At 59.4% G+C, this 16942-nt stretch carries 18 protein-coding genes and 1 pseudogene; 9 read left to right on the top strand and 10 right to left on the bottom strand.

Translation table 11 applies throughout. From position 1 onward, the window contains the following. The 3 genes from AC1DTN_RS36320 to AC1DTN_RS36310 form a co-directional block, all read right to left on the bottom strand. On the bottom strand, positions 1-317 hold a 317-nt coding region (locus tag AC1DTN_RS36320; protein ID WP_477924910.1), incomplete at its 3' end, for an ABC transporter substrate binding protein. Between the two features lie 93 nt (positions 318-410). After that, the gene (gene rlmN, locus AC1DTN_RS36315) at positions 411-1646 is read right to left on the bottom strand and encodes a dual-specificity RNA methyltransferase RlmN (protein WP_477924908.1); all 1236 of its coding nucleotides are present in this window, start codon (positions 1644-1646) and stop codon (positions 411-413) included. A 227-nt stretch (positions 1647-1873) separates the two neighbouring features. After that, complete coding sequence (locus AC1DTN_RS36310) at positions 1874-2383, bottom strand: invasion associated locus B family protein (RefSeq protein WP_113319756.1); 510 nt, start codon at positions 2381-2383, stop codon at positions 1874-1876. Between the two features lie 336 nt (positions 2384-2719). Here AC1DTN_RS36310 and AC1DTN_RS36305 point away from each other — a divergent pair, with 336 nt between their 5' ends. After that, the gene (locus tag AC1DTN_RS36305) at positions 2720-3280 is read left to right on the top strand and encodes a sigma-70 family RNA polymerase sigma factor (RefSeq protein WP_113319757.1); all 561 of its coding nucleotides are present in this window, start codon (positions 2720-2722) and stop codon (positions 3278-3280) included. 99 nt (positions 3281-3379) lie between these two features. Here AC1DTN_RS36305 and AC1DTN_RS36300 read toward each other — a convergent pair whose 3' ends face one another. After that, positions 3380-3772, bottom strand: a complete 393-nt coding sequence (locus AC1DTN_RS36300) for a YkvA family protein (RefSeq protein WP_113206154.1) — start codon at positions 3770-3772, stop codon at positions 3380-3382. A 68-nt stretch (positions 3773-3840) separates the two neighbouring features. Then, positions 3841-4143: a 4a-hydroxytetrahydrobiopterin dehydratase gene (locus AC1DTN_RS36295; RefSeq protein ID WP_113319759.1), complete on the bottom strand. Its 303-nt coding sequence runs from the start codon at positions 4141-4143 to the stop codon at positions 3841-3843. 35 nt (positions 4144-4178) lie between these two features. Here AC1DTN_RS36295 and AC1DTN_RS36290 point away from each other — a divergent pair, with 35 nt between their 5' ends. Then, complete coding sequence (locus AC1DTN_RS36290; RefSeq protein WP_477924905.1) at positions 4179-4679, top strand: low molecular weight protein-tyrosine-phosphatase; 501 nt, start codon at positions 4179-4181, stop codon at positions 4677-4679. Here the strand turns inward: AC1DTN_RS36290 and thpR are convergent. Continuing rightward, a complete protein-coding gene (thpR, locus tag AC1DTN_RS36285) occupies positions 4586-5179 on the bottom strand; it encodes an RNA 2',3'-cyclic phosphodiesterase (RefSeq protein WP_007814535.1) in 594 nt (197 codons plus the stop codon). The two genes, AC1DTN_RS36290 and thpR, sit on opposite strands and share 94 nt — an antisense overlap. Before the next feature lie 68 nt (positions 5180-5247). Beyond that, complete coding sequence (locus tag AC1DTN_RS36280) at positions 5248-5892, bottom strand: arylesterase (protein ID WP_477924904.1); 645 nt, start codon at positions 5890-5892, stop codon at positions 5248-5250. Between the two features lie 72 nt (positions 5893-5964). On the opposite strand from AC1DTN_RS36280, the gene AC1DTN_RS36275 reads away from it, so the two are divergent. The 4 genes from AC1DTN_RS36275 (at position 5965) to AC1DTN_RS36260 (ending at position 10789) form a co-directional block, all read left to right on the top strand. Then, entirely contained in the window at positions 5965-6672 is a 708-nt protein-coding gene (locus AC1DTN_RS36275; RefSeq protein ID WP_477924902.1) for an ABC transporter ATP-binding protein, read from the top strand. Further along, complete coding sequence (locus AC1DTN_RS36270; protein WP_477924901.1) at positions 6669-9212, top strand: ABC transporter permease; 2544 nt, start codon at positions 6669-6671, stop codon at positions 9210-9212. Before AC1DTN_RS36275 ends, AC1DTN_RS36270 begins: the two co-directional genes overlap by 4 nt. Before the next feature lie 179 nt (positions 9213-9391). Continuing rightward, the gene (locus AC1DTN_RS36265) at positions 9392-10120 is read left to right on the top strand and encodes a Bax inhibitor-1/YccA family protein (RefSeq protein WP_007814543.1); all 729 of its coding nucleotides are present in this window, start codon (positions 9392-9394) and stop codon (positions 10118-10120) included. A gap of 111 nt (positions 10121-10231) precedes the next feature. Then, entirely contained in the window at positions 10232-10789 is a 558-nt protein-coding gene (locus AC1DTN_RS36260) for an N-acetyltransferase family protein (RefSeq protein ID WP_477924899.1), read from the top strand. A gap of 6 nt (positions 10790-10795) precedes the next feature. Here AC1DTN_RS36260 and AC1DTN_RS36255 read toward each other — a convergent pair whose 3' ends face one another. From AC1DTN_RS36255 to acnA, 3 genes are all read right to left on the bottom strand, one after another. After that, positions 10796-11197 (bottom strand): DUF2794 domain-containing protein, encoded by a 402-nt coding sequence (locus AC1DTN_RS36255; RefSeq protein WP_113319764.1) that lies wholly within the window; start codon positions 11195-11197, stop codon positions 10796-10798. Between the two features lie 272 nt (positions 11198-11469). Continuing rightward, complete coding sequence (locus AC1DTN_RS36250) at positions 11470-12210, bottom strand: DUF1223 domain-containing protein (RefSeq protein ID WP_439016794.1); 741 nt, start codon at positions 12208-12210, stop codon at positions 11470-11472. Positions 12211-12446: 236 nt separating this feature from the next. Beyond that, positions 12447-15137 carry an aconitate hydratase AcnA gene (gene acnA, locus AC1DTN_RS36245; RefSeq protein WP_477924897.1) on the bottom strand — a complete coding sequence of 897 codons (2691 nt, stop codon included), beginning with the start codon at positions 15135-15137 and terminating at the stop codon, positions 12447-12449. 260 nt (positions 15138-15397) lie between these two features. Here acnA and ccmA point away from each other — a divergent pair, with 260 nt between their 5' ends. The 3 genes and pseudogenes from ccmA to AC1DTN_RS36230 form a co-directional block, all read left to right on the top strand. Beyond that, positions 15398-16042, top strand: coding sequence for a heme ABC exporter ATP-binding protein CcmA (gene ccmA, locus AC1DTN_RS36240; RefSeq protein ID WP_477924895.1), 645 nt, complete (start codon positions 15398-15400; stop codon positions 16040-16042). Continuing rightward, positions 16039-16698 (top strand): heme exporter protein CcmB, encoded by a 660-nt coding sequence (ccmB, locus tag AC1DTN_RS36235; RefSeq protein WP_477924894.1) that lies wholly within the window; start codon positions 16039-16041, stop codon positions 16696-16698. The genes ccmA and ccmB overlap by 4 nt, the downstream gene beginning before the upstream one ends. A 48-nt stretch (positions 16699-16746) precedes the next feature. Then, positions 16747-16942: pseudogene (locus AC1DTN_RS36230) on the top strand (heme transporter HemC); the annotation flags it as partial.

The raw sequence follows: 16942 nt of genomic DNA, 5'->3' as shown, positions 1-16942 counted from the left end.
GGGATATCACGCGTTGAGGAAACGACGGCCTGGGCCGACGGCGTGGAGATCGGCACGATGACATTGGGTTCGTCACCCGCGAACTGGCGAGCGATCTGGGCTGCCGTTGCCGGATTGCCCTGCGCGGATTCGAAGACGAACTTGAGGTTCTCGCCTTCCTTGTAGCCGGCAGCGGCCAGCGCATCGCGCACGCCGTTGCGGGCCGCATCGAGCGCCGGATGTTCGACGATCGCAGTTACGGCAACCGTGACATCATCGGCCTTCGCCGGCAGCGTCACGGCCAAAGTTGCGGCAAAAGCCAGAAGAATTGAACGCATGAGTGTCCTCCAAGATGATTTTGGAGGCACTTTTAGGAAAAGCGCCCCCTTTAATCAATCGCGGAGAATTGTAATGAGGATCAAACTTGCTGATCAGTCATCGGCGCCGTGGTTGGCGATCATCATCGCTTCGAAGGCAAGGCGCTCGGTTTTGCGCATGCGCTCGGATTCTGACTTGAGCTGGCCGCAGGCGGCGAGAATGTCGCGGCCACGCGGCGTGCGGATCGGCGAAGCGTAGCCGGCCGAATTGATGAAATCGGCAAACTTCTCGATCTGCGACCATTCGGAACACTGGTAGTTCGTGCCCGGCCAGGGATTGAAAGGGATGAGATTGATCTTTGCCGGCACGCCCTTCAGAAGCTGGATGAGCCCCTTGGCGTCTTCCAGGCTGTCATTGACGTCCTTCAGCATCACATATTCAAACGTGATGCGCCGTGCATTCGAAAGCCCCGGATAGCTCCGGCAGGCGTCGATCAGTTCCTTCAGCGGATACTTCTTGTTGATCGGCACGAGGATATCGCGCAGGTCGTCGCGCACCGCATGCAGCGAGATCGCCAGCATGACGCCGATTTCATCGCCGGTTCGGAAGATCTCAGGCACGACGCCGGAGGTAGAAAGCGTTACGCGGCGCTTGGACAACGATAGGCCATCACCATCCGTAGCAATCAGCAAGGCCTGCTTCACGGCGTCGAAATTATAGAGCGGCTCGCCCATGCCCATCATCACGATGTTGCTGACCTTGCGGCCCTCGGCGGGCACGACGGCGCCGACCGGCACGTCGCGGTCCGGGAAGTCGCCCAGCCGGTCTCTGGCCAACAGAAGCTGGGAGAGGATTTCCTCGGCCGTCAGGTTGCGCACCAGCCGCTGCGTGCCGGTATGACAGAAGGAACAGGTCAGTGTGCAGCCGACCTGGCTGGAAATGCAGAGCGTGCCGCGCCCTTCCTCGGGAATGTAGACAGCCTCGATCTCGACCGGACGGCCGGCGCCGCGCGGCGGAAAGCGTAGCAGCCACTTGCGCGTACCGTCGTTGGAAATCTGTTCTTCGACGATTTCAGGCCGGGCAATGGTGAAATGCTGCTTCAGCATCTCGCGCATGTCCTTGGCGACATTCGTCATGTGGTCGAAGTCGGAGACGCCGCGCACATAGATCCAGTTCCAGAGCTGCGAAACGCGCATCTTGATCTGCTTGTCCGGCACGCCCTTTTCGCGCAGCGCCGCACCCATTTCCTCGCGCGTCAGACCGATCAGCGAGGGCTTTGGCGAAAGCTCCGTGCCGAGAGGCGCCCGCGCAGCAGGCTTGGCAACGATCATCGCATCCATAACGGACATAATCTTCTAATCCCGAACTCAACATGGCAACCATCCCGGAAAGCCGGAAGACTTACGGGGCCGTTGACGCATGATTGCAGAAATGAATGGGCGGAGCGGCGATAAGATCGCCATCCTTCCGCAGTTGCGCGCCGCTTTAGCATCATTTTCGGCCCACGTCACTATAGATGGAAACGACGAAGGCCGGCACAAGGCCGGCCTTCGAAACATTGCCTGAAGCAATCAGCTTACTTGCAGCTTTCGATCTGCTTCAGCGCGGCCGAAATGCCTGAGAGCGAATAGCTGTAAGAGGTGCCGGTACCCTTGCGCGAAACCGCGTTGACAGTCATGGAATGACCCGTCTTCATGGCTGCGACGAGCGCAGGCTCCTGCGCGGCGTTCTCGACCCAGGCGGCCTTGTCCTTGGTAAACATCACGAAGGTCTTGTTGTCGATGACCACGTTGACCTTGGAGTTTTCCTGCAGCGAATAGCCCATCATCGCCTGCGGCTCGTAGGAGATGTTCTGACCCGGGCGCTGCGACACGATGAAGAAATTGTCGCCGTGATCGACACTCGCCGGCTGCTTGGCGGTCGGCACCGAAAGCACGTAGCAGACGGTGGAAGCGCCCGATTTATAGGAATAAGCGCCCCATGCCTGGAACTGCTGGATGCGGGTCGGAGCCGCCTGCTGCGCTGCCGCCACTCCGGTCATAACAACTGTGAGGGCGAAAGCGGATACGATACTTTTTACGAACATGGAATTCCTGCCGGTTCTTGCGGTTCAAGGCCCGAAGCGATCATTGCGGGCGGCGCATAATCACGATCTGCTTTATTTTGACTTAATTCAGGTTACCAAATGGTCAACAATGGCTGCGAATTGTATCTGCCTGTTTCATTTTCGCCCGAGTGTTAACTTGCGAACCGACAGCGACGCGTGGGATTGCGCTCTGTCTTGATGGCCCAGCCCATCGGTTCGGGTGAATTTAAGACACAAAGATTCAGGCAAGAGTTTGACCTTTCTAAAATCCGTTGTAGGTCGTTAAGATAAGGAAATTCAGACCGAAATCTTGACTGCAGGGAGTTCGTGAGAGGGATGGATGCCGAGGAAAGACAGCGTTTCGCTGCCCTCGCAAAGGCCGTTGCCGATGAGCGCGACGAGTCCGCATTCTCCGTACTCTTCGACTATTTCGCACCGCGCCTGAAATCATGGCTGATGCGCCAGAAAATGACACCAGGCGAGGCCGAGGAACTGGTGCAGGAAATCATGATTGTTCTCTGGCATAAGGCCGCCCTCTATGACCCGGCCCGATCCTCGCTTTCCACCTGGCTTTTTTGCATCGCCCGCAACCGGCGCATCGATCTGCAGCGCCGCGCTCAGGTTCGTGTTCTCGATGGCGAGGATCCGACGCTGCAGCCGCCGGCGGAATTGCGCGCCGACGAAATCGTCGCCAATGACGACCGCGATGCCCAGGTGCGCGATGCCGTCAGTCAGTTGCCCGAGGAGCAGCGGGCGCTGCTGCAGGCTGCCTTCTTCCTTGGCCAGTCGCATACCGAAATCGCAGATGCGACCGGCCTGCCGCTCGGCACGGTGAAATCGCGCATCAGGCTCGCCTTCGGCAAGCTCAGAAACCTGCTGGAGCGGGAAGAGGTCTAAAGCATGTCGCGCAAAAGTGTGCAGCGGTTTTGCGATAACGACATGCGTAAAACAAAGATCTAAAGCGCGGCGAGCGGATCTGAAAGATCGCGACCTGCTTTAGATCGTCTTCATGCCGTCTTCGGAACGGTCCGCGAGAACGCGATCGGCCGCCTCGTAGTGGCTCGGCCGGATATTGCCCCTCACCATGGCGAAGGCTGCCGACAGGACAGCGACATCGTCTGAAAAGCCGATAACGGCGAAGATATCAGGGATGATATCGACCGGCATGACGAAATAGGCAAGGGCTGCCAGAAGAACGCCGCGCACTCTGGTGGGCGTCTGCGGATCGAGCGCGCAATAGAAACCGGCAACCACATCGCGGGAGAATGGAATCTGCCGCACGGCGCGGCGAAAGGTCGGCCAGAATTTCTGCCGCACCGTCTTTTCACGACGGTTCTGCGTATCCTCGTCGCCCGGTAACAGAATTTCCCCGTATTTGACGTCGTCCATCCCGATATCCCCTGTGGTCGCTCCGAAAATATGGTGACGGCGCAAGCCGTTTCAATCGGCCGATTCAATCAAGCCCGCCGCGCCGCCGCCTTCTCCATGGCCTTTGCGAGCTTGAAATCCAGCTCCGTCAACCCGCCAGCATCATGCGTGTTGAGCTTCACCTCGACGCGGGAATAGACGTTGAACCATTCCGGATGATGGTTGAGTTTTTCGGCCGCAAGCGCCGATTCCGTCATGAAACCGAAAGCTTCCACGAAATTCGCGAATTTGAATGTCTTCGAAATCGAACCTGCCACATCATCGAGCGTCCAACCCGTGAGTTCGCCAAGCAACTGGTTGATTGCCGGCCTTTCCAGCTTTTCCATTTTCATGCCATGTTCCTTTCATCCTTCCGTCGGATCCTCAGATGAAACGTATCAGCATCCTCTTTGTTTGCATGGGCAATATCTGCCGCTCTCCGCTTGCCGAGGGGATATTTTGCCATGTCGCGGGTGAGGCGGGCCTTGGCGATGCTTTCCGCATCGGTTCCGCCGGTCTCGGCGGCTGGCATCAGGGAGAACTTCCCGACCGACGCTCGATCATCACCGCAAGCGCGCATGGCATCGACATCACCGGGCAGCGCGCCCGGAAGATATTACCTGAGGATTTTGACGATTTCGATCTGATCCTCGCCATGGACCGCTCGAATGTCACGGAACTGAGCCGGCGTTCATCGTACGCAGACAACATCCATCTCTTCGGCGATTTCGCGCTCGGCACCGGGGAAGATATTCCCGATCCCTATTATGGCGACCGGGAAGACTTCGAGTTCGTTTACGCCAAGCTCTTCAGCGGCTGCAGCACGCTGGTAGAGAGGCTCGGCACCAGCCTTGGCTCGTGGAGCGGGAAGACCTCTTCAGTCAGGTAAGGTCCGCCGCCAACCGATTCGCGCGACGACAGAAGCACGAAGCGCGGCACGGTGAAGGTCGAGGTCTGGAAGTTGCCGCGGCCGGCGAGGTAATGGACGACATCGTCGACGCGCGAATATTTGAGGCGGGCAAGCGTGACATGCGGCGTGAACTTGCGCGGGTCTGGCGGCAGGCCGATGCGCTGGCAGATCCGCTCGATCTCGCCCTGCAAGGCGTACATTTCAGGCGAAGGAGAAACTCCCGCCCAGATCGAATGCGGTTTCTTGGAGCCGAAGGAGCCGATGCCTTCAAGCCGGAGCTGGAATTCCGGTCGGTCGATGCGATCGAGACGCTCGACGATTTCGTCTGCCGTGCGTCCATCGACATCGCCGATGAAGCGAAGTGTGATGTGGTAATTCTCCACATCGATCCATCGTGCTCCGGGAAGACCACCGCGCAACAATGACAGGCTCATCGCCGCATTGCGCGGAATTTCGAGGGCGGTAAAAAGTCTCGGCATAACGAGCACTCCCCGAATCTTTTGCAGGTGCTCACACGGAATCACGCATTACAAACCTGTGCAAGCCCCTATTTCTTCACAGAAGAAATCGTCTCGACGAATTTTGTGACAGCCGGCTCCATCTTCTCCACCATCACATCCACGCCCTTGGCATTGGGATGCATGCCATCGTCGAGCTTCAGACCGGCATCCAGGACCACGCCGTCGAGGAAAAATGGGTAGAGTTCAACCCCATGTTTTTCCGCAAGTTTCTGGTAGATCGGGTTGAAGCGTTCGGCATAGTCCGCACCCATGTTCGGCGGCGCCATCATGCCGGCAAGGAATACAGCAATGCCGCGCTCTTTTAACCGGCTTATCATCTGGTCGAGATTCTTTTCGCTCTGCTCCGGCGGGATGCCGCGAAGCGCATCATTGGCGCCGAGTTCGAGAATCACCCCGTCGGTTCCGTCAGGAATGGACCAGTCGATTCGCGCAAGCCCGCCCGTGGTGGTGTCGCCCGAGACGCCGGCATTGGTGATCGAAACGTCGATCCCTCCGGCCTTCAGTGCTGCCTGCAGCTTCTCGGGAAAGCCGTCGCCTGGCGGCAACTGGTAACCCGCCATCAGGCTGTCGCCAAACCCGACCAGATTGATCGGGCGCGCTTCGGCAACTGTCGAGAAAATCAGCGAGAAGACGATGACAGCGAAGTGAAGGGCGGCAACTTTAAATCTCATAATGCTTTCCCTAGATTGGCTAGGTGCCGTTATGCGGCCATTCGGTTACGGAACTATATAGGGCGATTTCTGTTGGCCAAAACCATCATCGATCTGAAACACGCCGATTTGACGCTCGGTAATGCCGCTGCCTCGGTCCATGTGCTGAAAGGCATTGACCTGGAGATCAGCGCGGGCGAATCCGTCGGCATCGTCGGCCCTTCGGGCTCCGGCAAGTCCACGCTGCTGATGGTGCTTGCAGGCCTGGAAAAGCTCGACAGCGGCGAGATCAATATCAATGACACGCCCCTGCATGCGCTGAGTGAGGATCAGGTCGCCGATTTCCGCGGCCGCAACATCGGCATCGTCTTCCAGTCCTTCCATCTGATCGCCAACATGACGGCGCTGGAAAATGTCGCAGTGCCGCTTGAGCTCGCCAACGTTCCCAACCCCTTCGAGATCGCCGAACGCGAGCTGAMTTCCGTCGGCCTTGGTGAACGCCTGAGCCATTATCCCGGCCAGCTCTCGGGCGGCGAGCAGCAGCGTGTGGCGATCGCCCGTGCGCTCGCCCCCTCGCCCGCCCTGCTGATTGCTGACGAGCCGACCGGCAATCTCGACACCGATACCGGCCGGCAGATTGCCGACCTCCTGTTTTCCAAGCAGGCCGAGCGCGGCATGACCCTACTGCTTGTGACCCACGATATCGGCCTCGCCAATCGTTGCTCGCGCCAGATCCGCGTCCGCTCCGGGCGCATCGAGGGCGATAGCGCCGTCCGTCAGTCCGAGGCGGCGATTGCATGACGATCGTCACTCCGCGCATCTCGCTCGCCTTCCGTCTGGCCCTTCGCGAACTGCGCGGCGGCTTGAGGGGTTTCTACATCTTCCTCGCCTGTATCGCGCTCGGCACCGCCGCGATCGCTGCCGTCAACTCTGTCTCACAGTCGATCACCGATACGATCGCCTCGCAGGGGCAGGAACTCTTGGCCGGTGACGTCCGCTTCGAGCTTAACAACCGCGAGGCAACGCCAGAGGAAATGAATTTCCTGCGTGGCCTTGGCGAAGTCTCCGTTTCCACCGGCCTGCGCTCCATGGCTCGCAAGCCGGATGGATCCGATCAAGCGCTGGTCGAGGTCAAGGCCGTCGACGATGCCTATCCGCTCTACGGCGCCTTTGAAGCGGAGCCGAACTACCCGCTCGCCTCCCTGCTATCAGGCGAAGGCGGCACCTATGGCGCTGTCGTAGCTCCACTGCTGCTGGAGCGACTGCGATTGCAGATCGGCGACGAACTGCTGCTCGGCAACGTCAAGCTCAGCATCACGGGCACGGTCAAGACCGAGCCGGATGCGCTCTCGGAAGGCTTCGGCTTCGCCCCCCGCATGCTCGTCAGCCGAAACGCACTTCAGGCATCCGGCCTGATCCAGACCGGCAGCCTTGTGGAACATGCCTACAAGATCAAGCTGGAAGACCGCAGCACGATGAGCGGTATCCAGGCCCGCGCCACCACAGAATTCCCTTCGGCCGGTTGGTCCGTCCGCACCAGCGATCGCGCCGCCCCATCGCTGACGGAAAACATAACCCGCTTTTCGCAATTCCTCACGCTGGTCGGCCTGACCGCTCTGATCGTCGGCGGCGTCGGCGTCGCCAATGCCGTGCGCGCCTTCCTTGATGCCAAACGTACGACGATCGCGACCTTCAAATGCCTGGGCGCCCCGGCAGCCGTCGTGGTCTGGATCTATCTCTTCCAGATCGCCATCATCGCAGCAGCCGGCATCCTGATCGGTCTTGTGCTCGGCGCCTTGTCCCCGATGCTGGCTGCACAGTTCCTCGCACAGTTCCTGCCGGTCTCTACCGATCCGACCCTCTATCCCGGCGCTCTAGTGCTTGCGGCCCTCTTCGGCATGCTGACGATGCTTGCCTTTGCCATCCTGCCGCTCGGCCATGCGCGCGAAGTGCCGGCAACCGCACTCTTCCGCGAGCAGGGTTTTGAGGCACGCCACCTGCCCTCCTGGCCCTATGTGTTACTCGCCGCGCTCTTCATGGCTGCGCTCGCAGGCCTTGCCATCTTTACCGCCTATGACCGCTTCATCGCCGTGATCTTCGTCGGCGCCATCATCTTCGCCTTCGTCATCCTGCGCCTCGTCGCAGCCTTGATCGCCTGGCTGGCGCGCAGAAGCCCGCGCGTCAACTCGCCGGCGCTGCGGCTGGCGATCGGCAATATCCATCGCCCCGGAGCACTGACACCCTCCGTCGTCCTCTCGCTCGGTCTCGGCCTTGCGTTGCTGGTCACCCTCACACTAATCGACGGCAACCTGCGCCAGCAGCTAACCGGCCGCATGAACGAGGGTGCGCCGAACTTCTTCTTCGTCGATATCCAGAGCGCCGAGGTCGATGCCTTCCGCAACCTGATCCATACCCAGTCCCCGAATGGCAAGCTGGTGGAAGTGCCGATGCTGCGCGGCCGCATCATCGCCTTCAATGGCCAGGATGTGACCAAGATGAATGTGCCGGCAGCGGGCCGCTGGGTGCTGAATGGCGACCGCGGCATTACCTACGAGGAAAGCCCACCGGAGAATTCCGTCCTTACCGAAGGCCAGTGGTGGGGCAAGGACTATAGCGGCGAGCCGCTCGTCTCCTTCTCGAGCGAGGAGGCGCATGAGCTGGGCCTCAAGATCGGCGATACCGTCACCGTCAACGTTCTCGGCCGCAACATCACTGCCAAAATTGCCAATCTGCGGCGGGTCGAATGGGAATCGCTGTCGATCAATTTCGTCATGGTGTTCTCGCCGAACACGTTTCGTGGCGCTCCGCATGCATGGTTGGCGACACTGACAGATCCCGCATCGACCGAGACTGAAGACGCTGCAATCTTGAAATCCGTGACCAACGCCTATCCGACGATCACGAGCGTGCGCGTCAAGGACGCGATCGATATCGTCAACCAGCTGGTCGGCGAGCTTGCAACCGCGATCCGCGCCGCAGCTTCCGTTGCACTCATCGCCTCCGTTCTCGTGCTGGCCGGCGCACTCGCCGCCGGAAATCGGGCGCGCACGCATGATGCGGTGGTGCTGAAAACGCTCGGTGCGACGAGAACCATGCTGATCCGCGCCTTCAGCTATGAATATCTCATCCTCGGTGTTGCCACCGCCATTTTCGCGCTTTTTGCCGGCAGTGTGGCTGCCTGGTTCATCGTCAGCCGCATCATGCGCCTGCCCTCCAGCTTCATGCCGGATGTCGCAGGTCTCACCCTTGTCACAGCCCTAGTATTGACCGTCGGTATCGGCTTGATCGGCACCTGGCGCATCCTCGGACAGAAGGCAGCACCCGTTTTGCGCGAGCTGTAATGGGTGAAGGCCCCAAATCCCTTCACCTTACGGCGATTTAACCGAACGGCAGATTGCAAAGGCCTTGTTTGAATTGGACGAAAGCCTCATATTGTCAGCAGGCATGCTGGAAGCTCCGCAGCGGCGCCCGGGTCGTAAACCCGACACCGTATTTCCATCGGAGCTTGTAAGAGGAAACTATGGCTGATCTCCGTAACTATCAAAGCCGCGCACAAGCCGGCGAAGTGATTGATCAAGGCCTCCGCGCTTATATGCTCAAGGTCTACAACCTGATGGCGCTGGGTCTGGCGATCACTGGTGTGGCCGCCTATCTGTCATTCCAGTTCGCTTTCGCCAATGGCGAGCTAACTGCATTCGGTCAGGCGATTTATGCGAGCCCGCTTCGGTGGGTTGTGATCCTTGCACCGCTTGCTGCCGTGTTCTTTCTGAGCTTCCGTATTAACCAGATGAGCGTGGCTGCAGCGCAGACCACTTTCTGGGTCTATTCCGCACTGGTCGGGTTGTCGCTCTCGTCAATCTTCATAATCTATACGGGCCAGAGCATCGTACAGACCTTCTTCGTGACGGCCGCCTCCTTCGGTGCGCTGTCGCTTTACGGCTACACGACCAAGCGCAACCTGTCGGCAATGGGTTCATTCCTGATCATGGGCCTCTTCGGCCTGATCATCGCTTCGATCGTCAACATCTTCCTGGCTTCGTCCGCCGTGCAGTTCGCGATCTCCGCGATCGGCGTGCTGATCTTTGCAGGCCTCACCGCCTACGACACGCAGCGCATCAAGGAAATGTATTTCGAAGCAGACGGTTATGACGTCGCCGGCCGCAAGGCCATCATGGGCGCGCTGACGCTCTACCTCGACTTCATCAACCTCTTCATGTTCCTGCTACAGTTCATGGGCAACCGTAAGTAAGCAGGCCGGACTGAAAAACGAAAAGGCGGCTTCGGCCGCCTTTTTTGTTGCGGGCAGTTCGCTGGAGTGCTTCAACGTGAGCCTTCGTTCAACCGTGCCGATCGATCCGAAATGCTCCCTCTCCTACGCGACGCTCTTCCTTCCGATCTTCCTGCCATTACTGAAATCTACCGCGAGTCCGTGCTGAACGGCATCTCGAGTTATGAAATCGTGCCGCCAACCGAAGCGGAAATGACGGCTCGCTACTCCGCCATTCGCGAGCAGGGCTATCCCTACATCGCCGCGACAGCCGAGGACGGAAGCCTGCTCGGCTATGCCTATGCCTCGGCATTCCGCACCCGTCCTGCCTATCGCTGGCTGGTCGAGGATTCGATTTATCTGGGCACGGAGGCGCGCGGCAAGGGTATCGGCAAACTACTCCTTGGAGAGTTGATTTCGCGCTGCACCGTCTCTGGCTTCCGCCAGATGACCGCCGTCATCGGCGGTGCAAGCCCGGCTTCTATCTCGCTTCACCGTTCACTGGGTTTTGAAGAGATCGGTCTGATGAAGGGTGCCGGTTACAAGCACGGCCGCTGGCTGGATACGATGCTGATGCAGCGCAGACTGGGCGAAGGAACGGAAACCCATCCCGATCCTGAGGCCTATCCGGGCACGCTGTTCAAGGGGTGATATCGCTTACTTGTCGACGAGCTTCAACGATTTGTCGAAAACCTTCAGGACTGGCCCAAGCTCGTGGCCGCGCTTCAGGATCATGCCGTTGGTGTTCACGACCGAAAAGGCGCCCTGCTTGGCAGCAAGCTTCGGATTCTTCTCGATGCGGAAGAGCGGCATTTCGCCCGAGCGCTTGAAGACGGAGAACACCGCCTTCTCCCCCGTGTGGTCGATGGCATAGTCTTTCCACTCGCCTTCGCCCACCATTCGACCGTAGATCCACAAAATCTGGTCGAGCTCCCGCCGGTGAAATGTCACTGGCATCGGATCTTTATTTTGTCTGTATTCCTTGAGATCAACGACGGTTGAAGAGCTATTGTCGACGGAGCGGCTTTCGCCGTGCCGCAAATCCGGCGTATCTGTCATCAGACTCCCAAGACCTCCACGTGTGACAGGAGAGTGACAGTTTGCCCGAGCCGCGGCAAATTGCAAGGGACCGACTGTCACACTGGGGACGAAACCTGCTTTCTCCGGTGTGCCGCATTTCAGTCAAAACAGCGCCTCATTTCCAAGAGAACTATAGGCTCCAGTTTGGCGCCAGCGCGCCAAAGGGCCCGGCGGAGCGTATCGACCTTAACCCCAGCCCCGAATACGCTTGGCCGGGCCGCCTGACATTCATCAACAAGTAGATGAAATCCTTAGATATTTTTTCCCGCCATGACGACTGTCGCGCCGAGGATCGCTCCCGGATCGCCGTTGTCCGTCACGGACTGCAAGAGAATCGCTGATCCCTCGAGATCTGGTTTTTCCATCACGCTGGCCGGCAGAGTGAGCGTCGTTGCCTTGCCATCCCACATACCGACGGTCTCTACATCGGTCACGCTGTGGAGGTAGGAGATCTTCTGGCCGCTGTTTTCGCCCTTCTCGACGTCGATCGTTTTTTCCTTGTCGAAATAGACGATCACCACATTGGCCTTGCCCTGGCCGGCGCCGAGCTTGATCTCTAATTGGTCGCCGCTCATGCGAGCACTGACGGGCACGGTCAGGCCTTTGCCCTCGTTGGCATAGCCATTTATCTTGCCGTTGATGCCGGCAAGATCGGCGCCTGCGAGATGGTCACGGCCATTGACGATTGCCTGCGGCGTATAGACGTTGCTGCGGCCCATCATGCGGGCATAGCCGTATTGCCGCTCGGTATTTTCCTTCGAGCTCAGCGTGTCGGCCCAGCCGAGATAATTCCAGTAATCGACGTGATAGGCGAGGGCGATGACATTGCCCTGGCTGACGAGCTTGCGGAATGCGGCATCGGCCGGCGGACAGGAGGCGCAGCCCTGCGCCGTGAACAGCTCAACGACGCCTTTCGGCGTACCATCTTCGGCCAGGAGCGGACTTGCAAAAGCAAGCCCGGCGATCAGCGGGATCATAAAACGCGGGGACATTCACCAGCACCTCTTTTCCAGGGTCAGCAGCGGTCCTGAACTGCCGGCTCTGAGATATGAACGTACGAATAATCCTTCCGGGTCCAAACGGAAAGTCACGAACGGGTGAGACGGAGCCCCAGGCGGACGGCGGCCGAAACACATCACCGTGAGCAGCGAAACAGCCTCGTTTTCCACAAAGAAAAACCGCCGGAAATTGCTCTCCGGCGGTCATTATCAGGCAAGTATCTTAACAATCAGGCTGCGAGATCGCGCAGAACCGTCTGCAGGATGCCGCCATTGTTGAGGTAGACGACCTCGTCCAGCGTGTCGACGCGCGACACCAGCGGAACGTCCTTCACCGTGCCGTCGGCATAGGTGATCTTGGCGATCTTCTTTTCGCGCGGCTTGATGTTTTCGAGGCCCTCGATGGTAACGAGTTCGTCGCCCTTAAGGTTGAGGCTCTGCCATGTCGTGCCCTCTTCAAAGACGAAGGGGATGACACCCATGCCGACCAGGTTCGAACGGTGGATACGCTCGAAGCTCTGGGCGATTACGGCCTTGACGCCGAGCAGGTTCGTGCCCTTCGCAGCCCAGTCACGCGAGGAACCGTTGCCATATTCCACGCCGGCGAAGATGACGAGCGGAACGCCTTCGGCCTTGTACTGCATGGCCGCATCGTAGATCGAGGTCTCTTCCTTGGACGGATAGTGGATGGTGTAGCCACCTTCCTTGCCGTTCGCACCGAGCATGAAGTTGCGGATGCGGATGTTGGCAAAGGTGCCGCGCATCATCACTTCGTGGTTGCCGCGGCGCGTGCCGTACTGGTTGAAGTCGGCAACTGCGACGTCGTGGCCAAGCAGGTAGGCGCCTGCCGGCGAAGCAGCCTTGATCGAACCGGCCGGAGAAATGTGGTCGGTGGTGATCTTGTCGCCGAAGAGGCCGAGGACACGGGCACCTTTGATGTCGGAAATGCCGGTGCCCTTCTTGCCCATGCCGACAAAGTAGGGCGGGTTCTGGACATAGGTCGAATCGTCGTCCCAGGCATAGGTCTGGCCCGGGGGAACCTGAACGGCCTGCCAGTTTTCGTCACCCTTGAAGACGTCGGCGTACTTTGTTTCGTAGAGTTCGCGGGTGACGTACTTCAGGATGAATTCCTGAACTTCCTTTGAAGTCGGCCAGATATCCTTGAGATAAACCGGCTTGCCGTTCTGGTCTTCGCCGATCGGCTCCTTGGTCAGATCCTTCTGAACCGTACCGGCAAGAGCGTAGGCGACGACGAGCGGCGGCGAAGCGAGGTAGTTCGCCTGGACGTCCGGCGAGATACGGCCTTCGAAGTTGCGGTTGCCGGAGAGCACGCCGGAAACGATCAGGCCCTTGTCGTTGATCGTCTTGGAGATCGGTGCCGGCAGCGGGCCGGAATTGCCGATGCAGGTCGTGCAGCCGAAGCCAACGAGGTTGAAGCCGAGTTTGTCGAGGTCAGCCTGCAGGCCTGACTTGGCGAGATATTCGCCGACGACCTGCGATCCCGGAGCAAGCGAGGTCTTAACCCACGGCTTGGTCTTCAGGCCCTTGGCAACGGCATTGCGGGCGAGAAGGCCGGCAGCGATCAGCACCGACGGGTTGGAGGTGTTGGTGCAGGAGGTGATGGCGGCAATCGCGACGTCACCATGGCCGAGATCGAAATCCGTGCCTTCGACCGCATAGCGGTTGTTCAGCTGACCGGGCTTCTTGTAGTCGGCATCCATCGAACCGGCAAAGCCGGTAGCAATGTTTTCGAGCGCGATACGGCCTTCCGGACGCTTCGGACCGGCCATCGAGGGTACAACGTCACCGAGGTCGAGTTCCAGCGTGTCGGTGAAGACGAGGTCGGAACCGTCGCCATCGCGCCACATGCCCTGGGCCTTCGAATAGGCTTCGACGAGCGCGATCCRGTCATGCGCGCGGCCGGACATCGTGAGGTAGTTGATGGTTTCGCCATCAACCGGGAAGAAGCCGCAGGTCGCGCCGTATTCCGGACCCATGTTGCCGATTGTCGCGCGATCGGCGAGCGGCATGTTGTCCATGCCCGGACCGAAGAATTCGACGAACTTGGAAACAACGCCCTTCTTGCGCAGCATCTGCACGACGGTCAGAACGAGGTCGGTCGCAGTTACGCCTTCTTTCAGCTTACCGGTCAGCTTGAAGCCGATAACTTCGGGCAGAAGCATCGAGACCGGCTGGCCGAGCATGGCGGCTTCAGCTTCGATACCACCGACACCCCAGCCGAGAACGCCGAGGCCGTTGATCATCGTCGTATGCGAGTCGGTGCCGACGCAGGTGTCCGGATAAGCGATCGTTTCGCCGTCCTCTTCCTTCGTCCAGACGGTCTGGCCGAGATATTCGAGATTGACCTGGTGACAGATGCCGGTGCCCGGAGGAACGACGCGGAAATTCTTGAATGCCTGCTGGCCCCACTTCAGGAAGCGGTAACGCTCGCCGTTGCGCTGATATTCCAGCTCGACATTCCTGGCAAAAGCCTGCGGCGTGCCGAATTCGTCGACGATGACCGAGTGGTCGATGACGAGGTCGACGGGAACAAGCGGATTGATCTTTTCCGGGTCGCCGCCGAGCGAGACCATTGCGTCGCGCATTGCGGCAAGGTCGACGACGGCGGGAACGCCGGTGAAGTCCTGCATCAGCACGCGGGCCGGACGATAGGCGATTTCATTCTCGACAGCGCCCTTGTTGTTCAACCATTCGGCGACGGCAAGGATGTGCTCCTTGGTGACCGACTGACCGTCTTCAAAGCGCAGCAGATTTTCCAGCAGCACCTTCATCGAATAGGGGAGCTTCGATACGCCGGGGAGACCGTTTGCCTCAGCCTTCGGCAGGCTGTAGTAGACGTAGTCCTTTCCGTTCACGGAAAGCGTGGACCGACAATTGAAACTGTCAAGAGATTTAGACACGAGAAACCCCGTTTCTGATAGCCAACACAGTCGTGCGAACGCCTATGCACTTAATGCACATCAGGATGCGGGTACGGCCATTTCCGCTGTCCGCACGTGAGGAACGACCCCAAGTTCGGCGCAAGGATGAAGTTCACGCCGACCGCTGGCGTGGTTGCAGGTCTTATAGATAATTTCGTAAAGACTTGCCATAGCGACAAAGGTCAAAATCGGACATTTTTTGAGCTTGCCGATGGTGCCAATGAAGAAAGAGCCGATGCATGCATCTCACCGCTGAAAATCTGGCAGCCCGGCGCGGTGAGGATCTGATTTTCGTTAACGTTTCCTTTCACTTGCAGGCTGGCGAAGCGCTGATTCTGACGGGTAAAAACGGATCGGGAAAGTCCACTTTATTGCGCGTTACCGCCGGTCTTTTGAGGCCGGAAAAAGGCTCCGTTACAGTCGCTGATTCGGTTGGTGCCGAGAGGCGTCCGGCAGCGGAAGCGAGCCACTACCTTGGCCATCGTAACGCCATGAAGACAGAACTTACGGTTGCAGAGAACCTGGATTTCTGGAGATCCTTCCTTGGACCCGGCAAAGCCGCCAGCATGAGCATCGAGGAAGCCGCCGAAGCCGTTGGCCTGCCCGGCATTACCCACCTGCCCTTCGGCTACCTCTCGGCCGGCCAGCAACGCCGCTTCGCCTTCGCCAAGCTTCTGGTCGCGCATCGCCCGATCTGGATCCTGGACGAGCCGACTGCGGCGCTGGATGCAAGTGCAGACCGGTTGTTCACGGAATTGATTGAAGCGCATCGCAGGGAAGGCGGAATTGTCGTCGCCGCGACGCATCAGCCTCTTGGGCTGGAAGGGACCAAGGAATTGAAAATGACCGGTTTTGCCGGGGTGGACCAGGGAGTGTGGGGATGACCGCCCTCTTCCTGCGTGACCTGAGACTCTCCATCCGCGCCGGCGGCGGTGCCCTGATCGGCATTCTGTTCTTCCTGACGATCGTCGCCGTCATCCCGTTCGGCGTCGGGCCTGATCTTGCGCTTCTCTCCCGCATCGGCCCGGCCATTGTCTGGATCGGTGCGCTGCTCGCTGCCCTGCTCGGGCTCGACCGCTTGTTCCAGGCGGAGCGTGACGACGGTTCGCTCGATTTGATGCTGATGCAGGAAACGCCGCTGGTGCTGACCGTGCTCATCAAATGCGCCGCACACTGGACGGCGACAAGCCTGCCGCTCGTCATCGCCTCGCCATTGCTCGGCCTCTTCATGAACATGAACGAAACGGCGATCGGCGCGACCATGCTCACGCTCCTTGTCGGCTCGCCGGCAATCACCTTCATTGGCGCTGTCGGCGCAGCCGTTGCTGTCGCGCTGCCTCGCGGCGGCCTGCTGGTCTCGGTACTCATCCTGCCGCTGACGATCCCCGTGCTGATCTTTGGCGTCAGCGCTACATATGCAGCGGTTGTGGGACCGTCGCCCTTCCTGCCGCCGTTTCTGATCCTCATCGCCCTGACGCTCTTCTTCGCCGTCATCGGTCCGGCGGCAGYAGCCCTTGCGCTCAGAAACACGGCGGATTGATCGGCGCTTCGATTGCGGCTCCCGGCGGATCAAGGTAAGGAAGCGGATATGAGCGAAACGAGCCTTGCCATCAGCAAATTCAGCGATCTCGCCAACCCGACGCGGTTTCTGGCGCTGGCATCGCGCGTCATTCCATGGCTGGCCGGCATCACGGCCCTCTGTTTTATCACCGGGCTCTATCTGAGCTTCTCGACCGAGGGCGACTATCAGCAGGGCGAGACCGTGCGCATCATGTATGTGCATG

The organism is Rhizobium sp. 01T444 (assembly GCF_056398305.1).
Note: the sequence above shows the minus strand (reverse complement) of the source record. Positions and strands in the feature narration are given on the sequence as shown.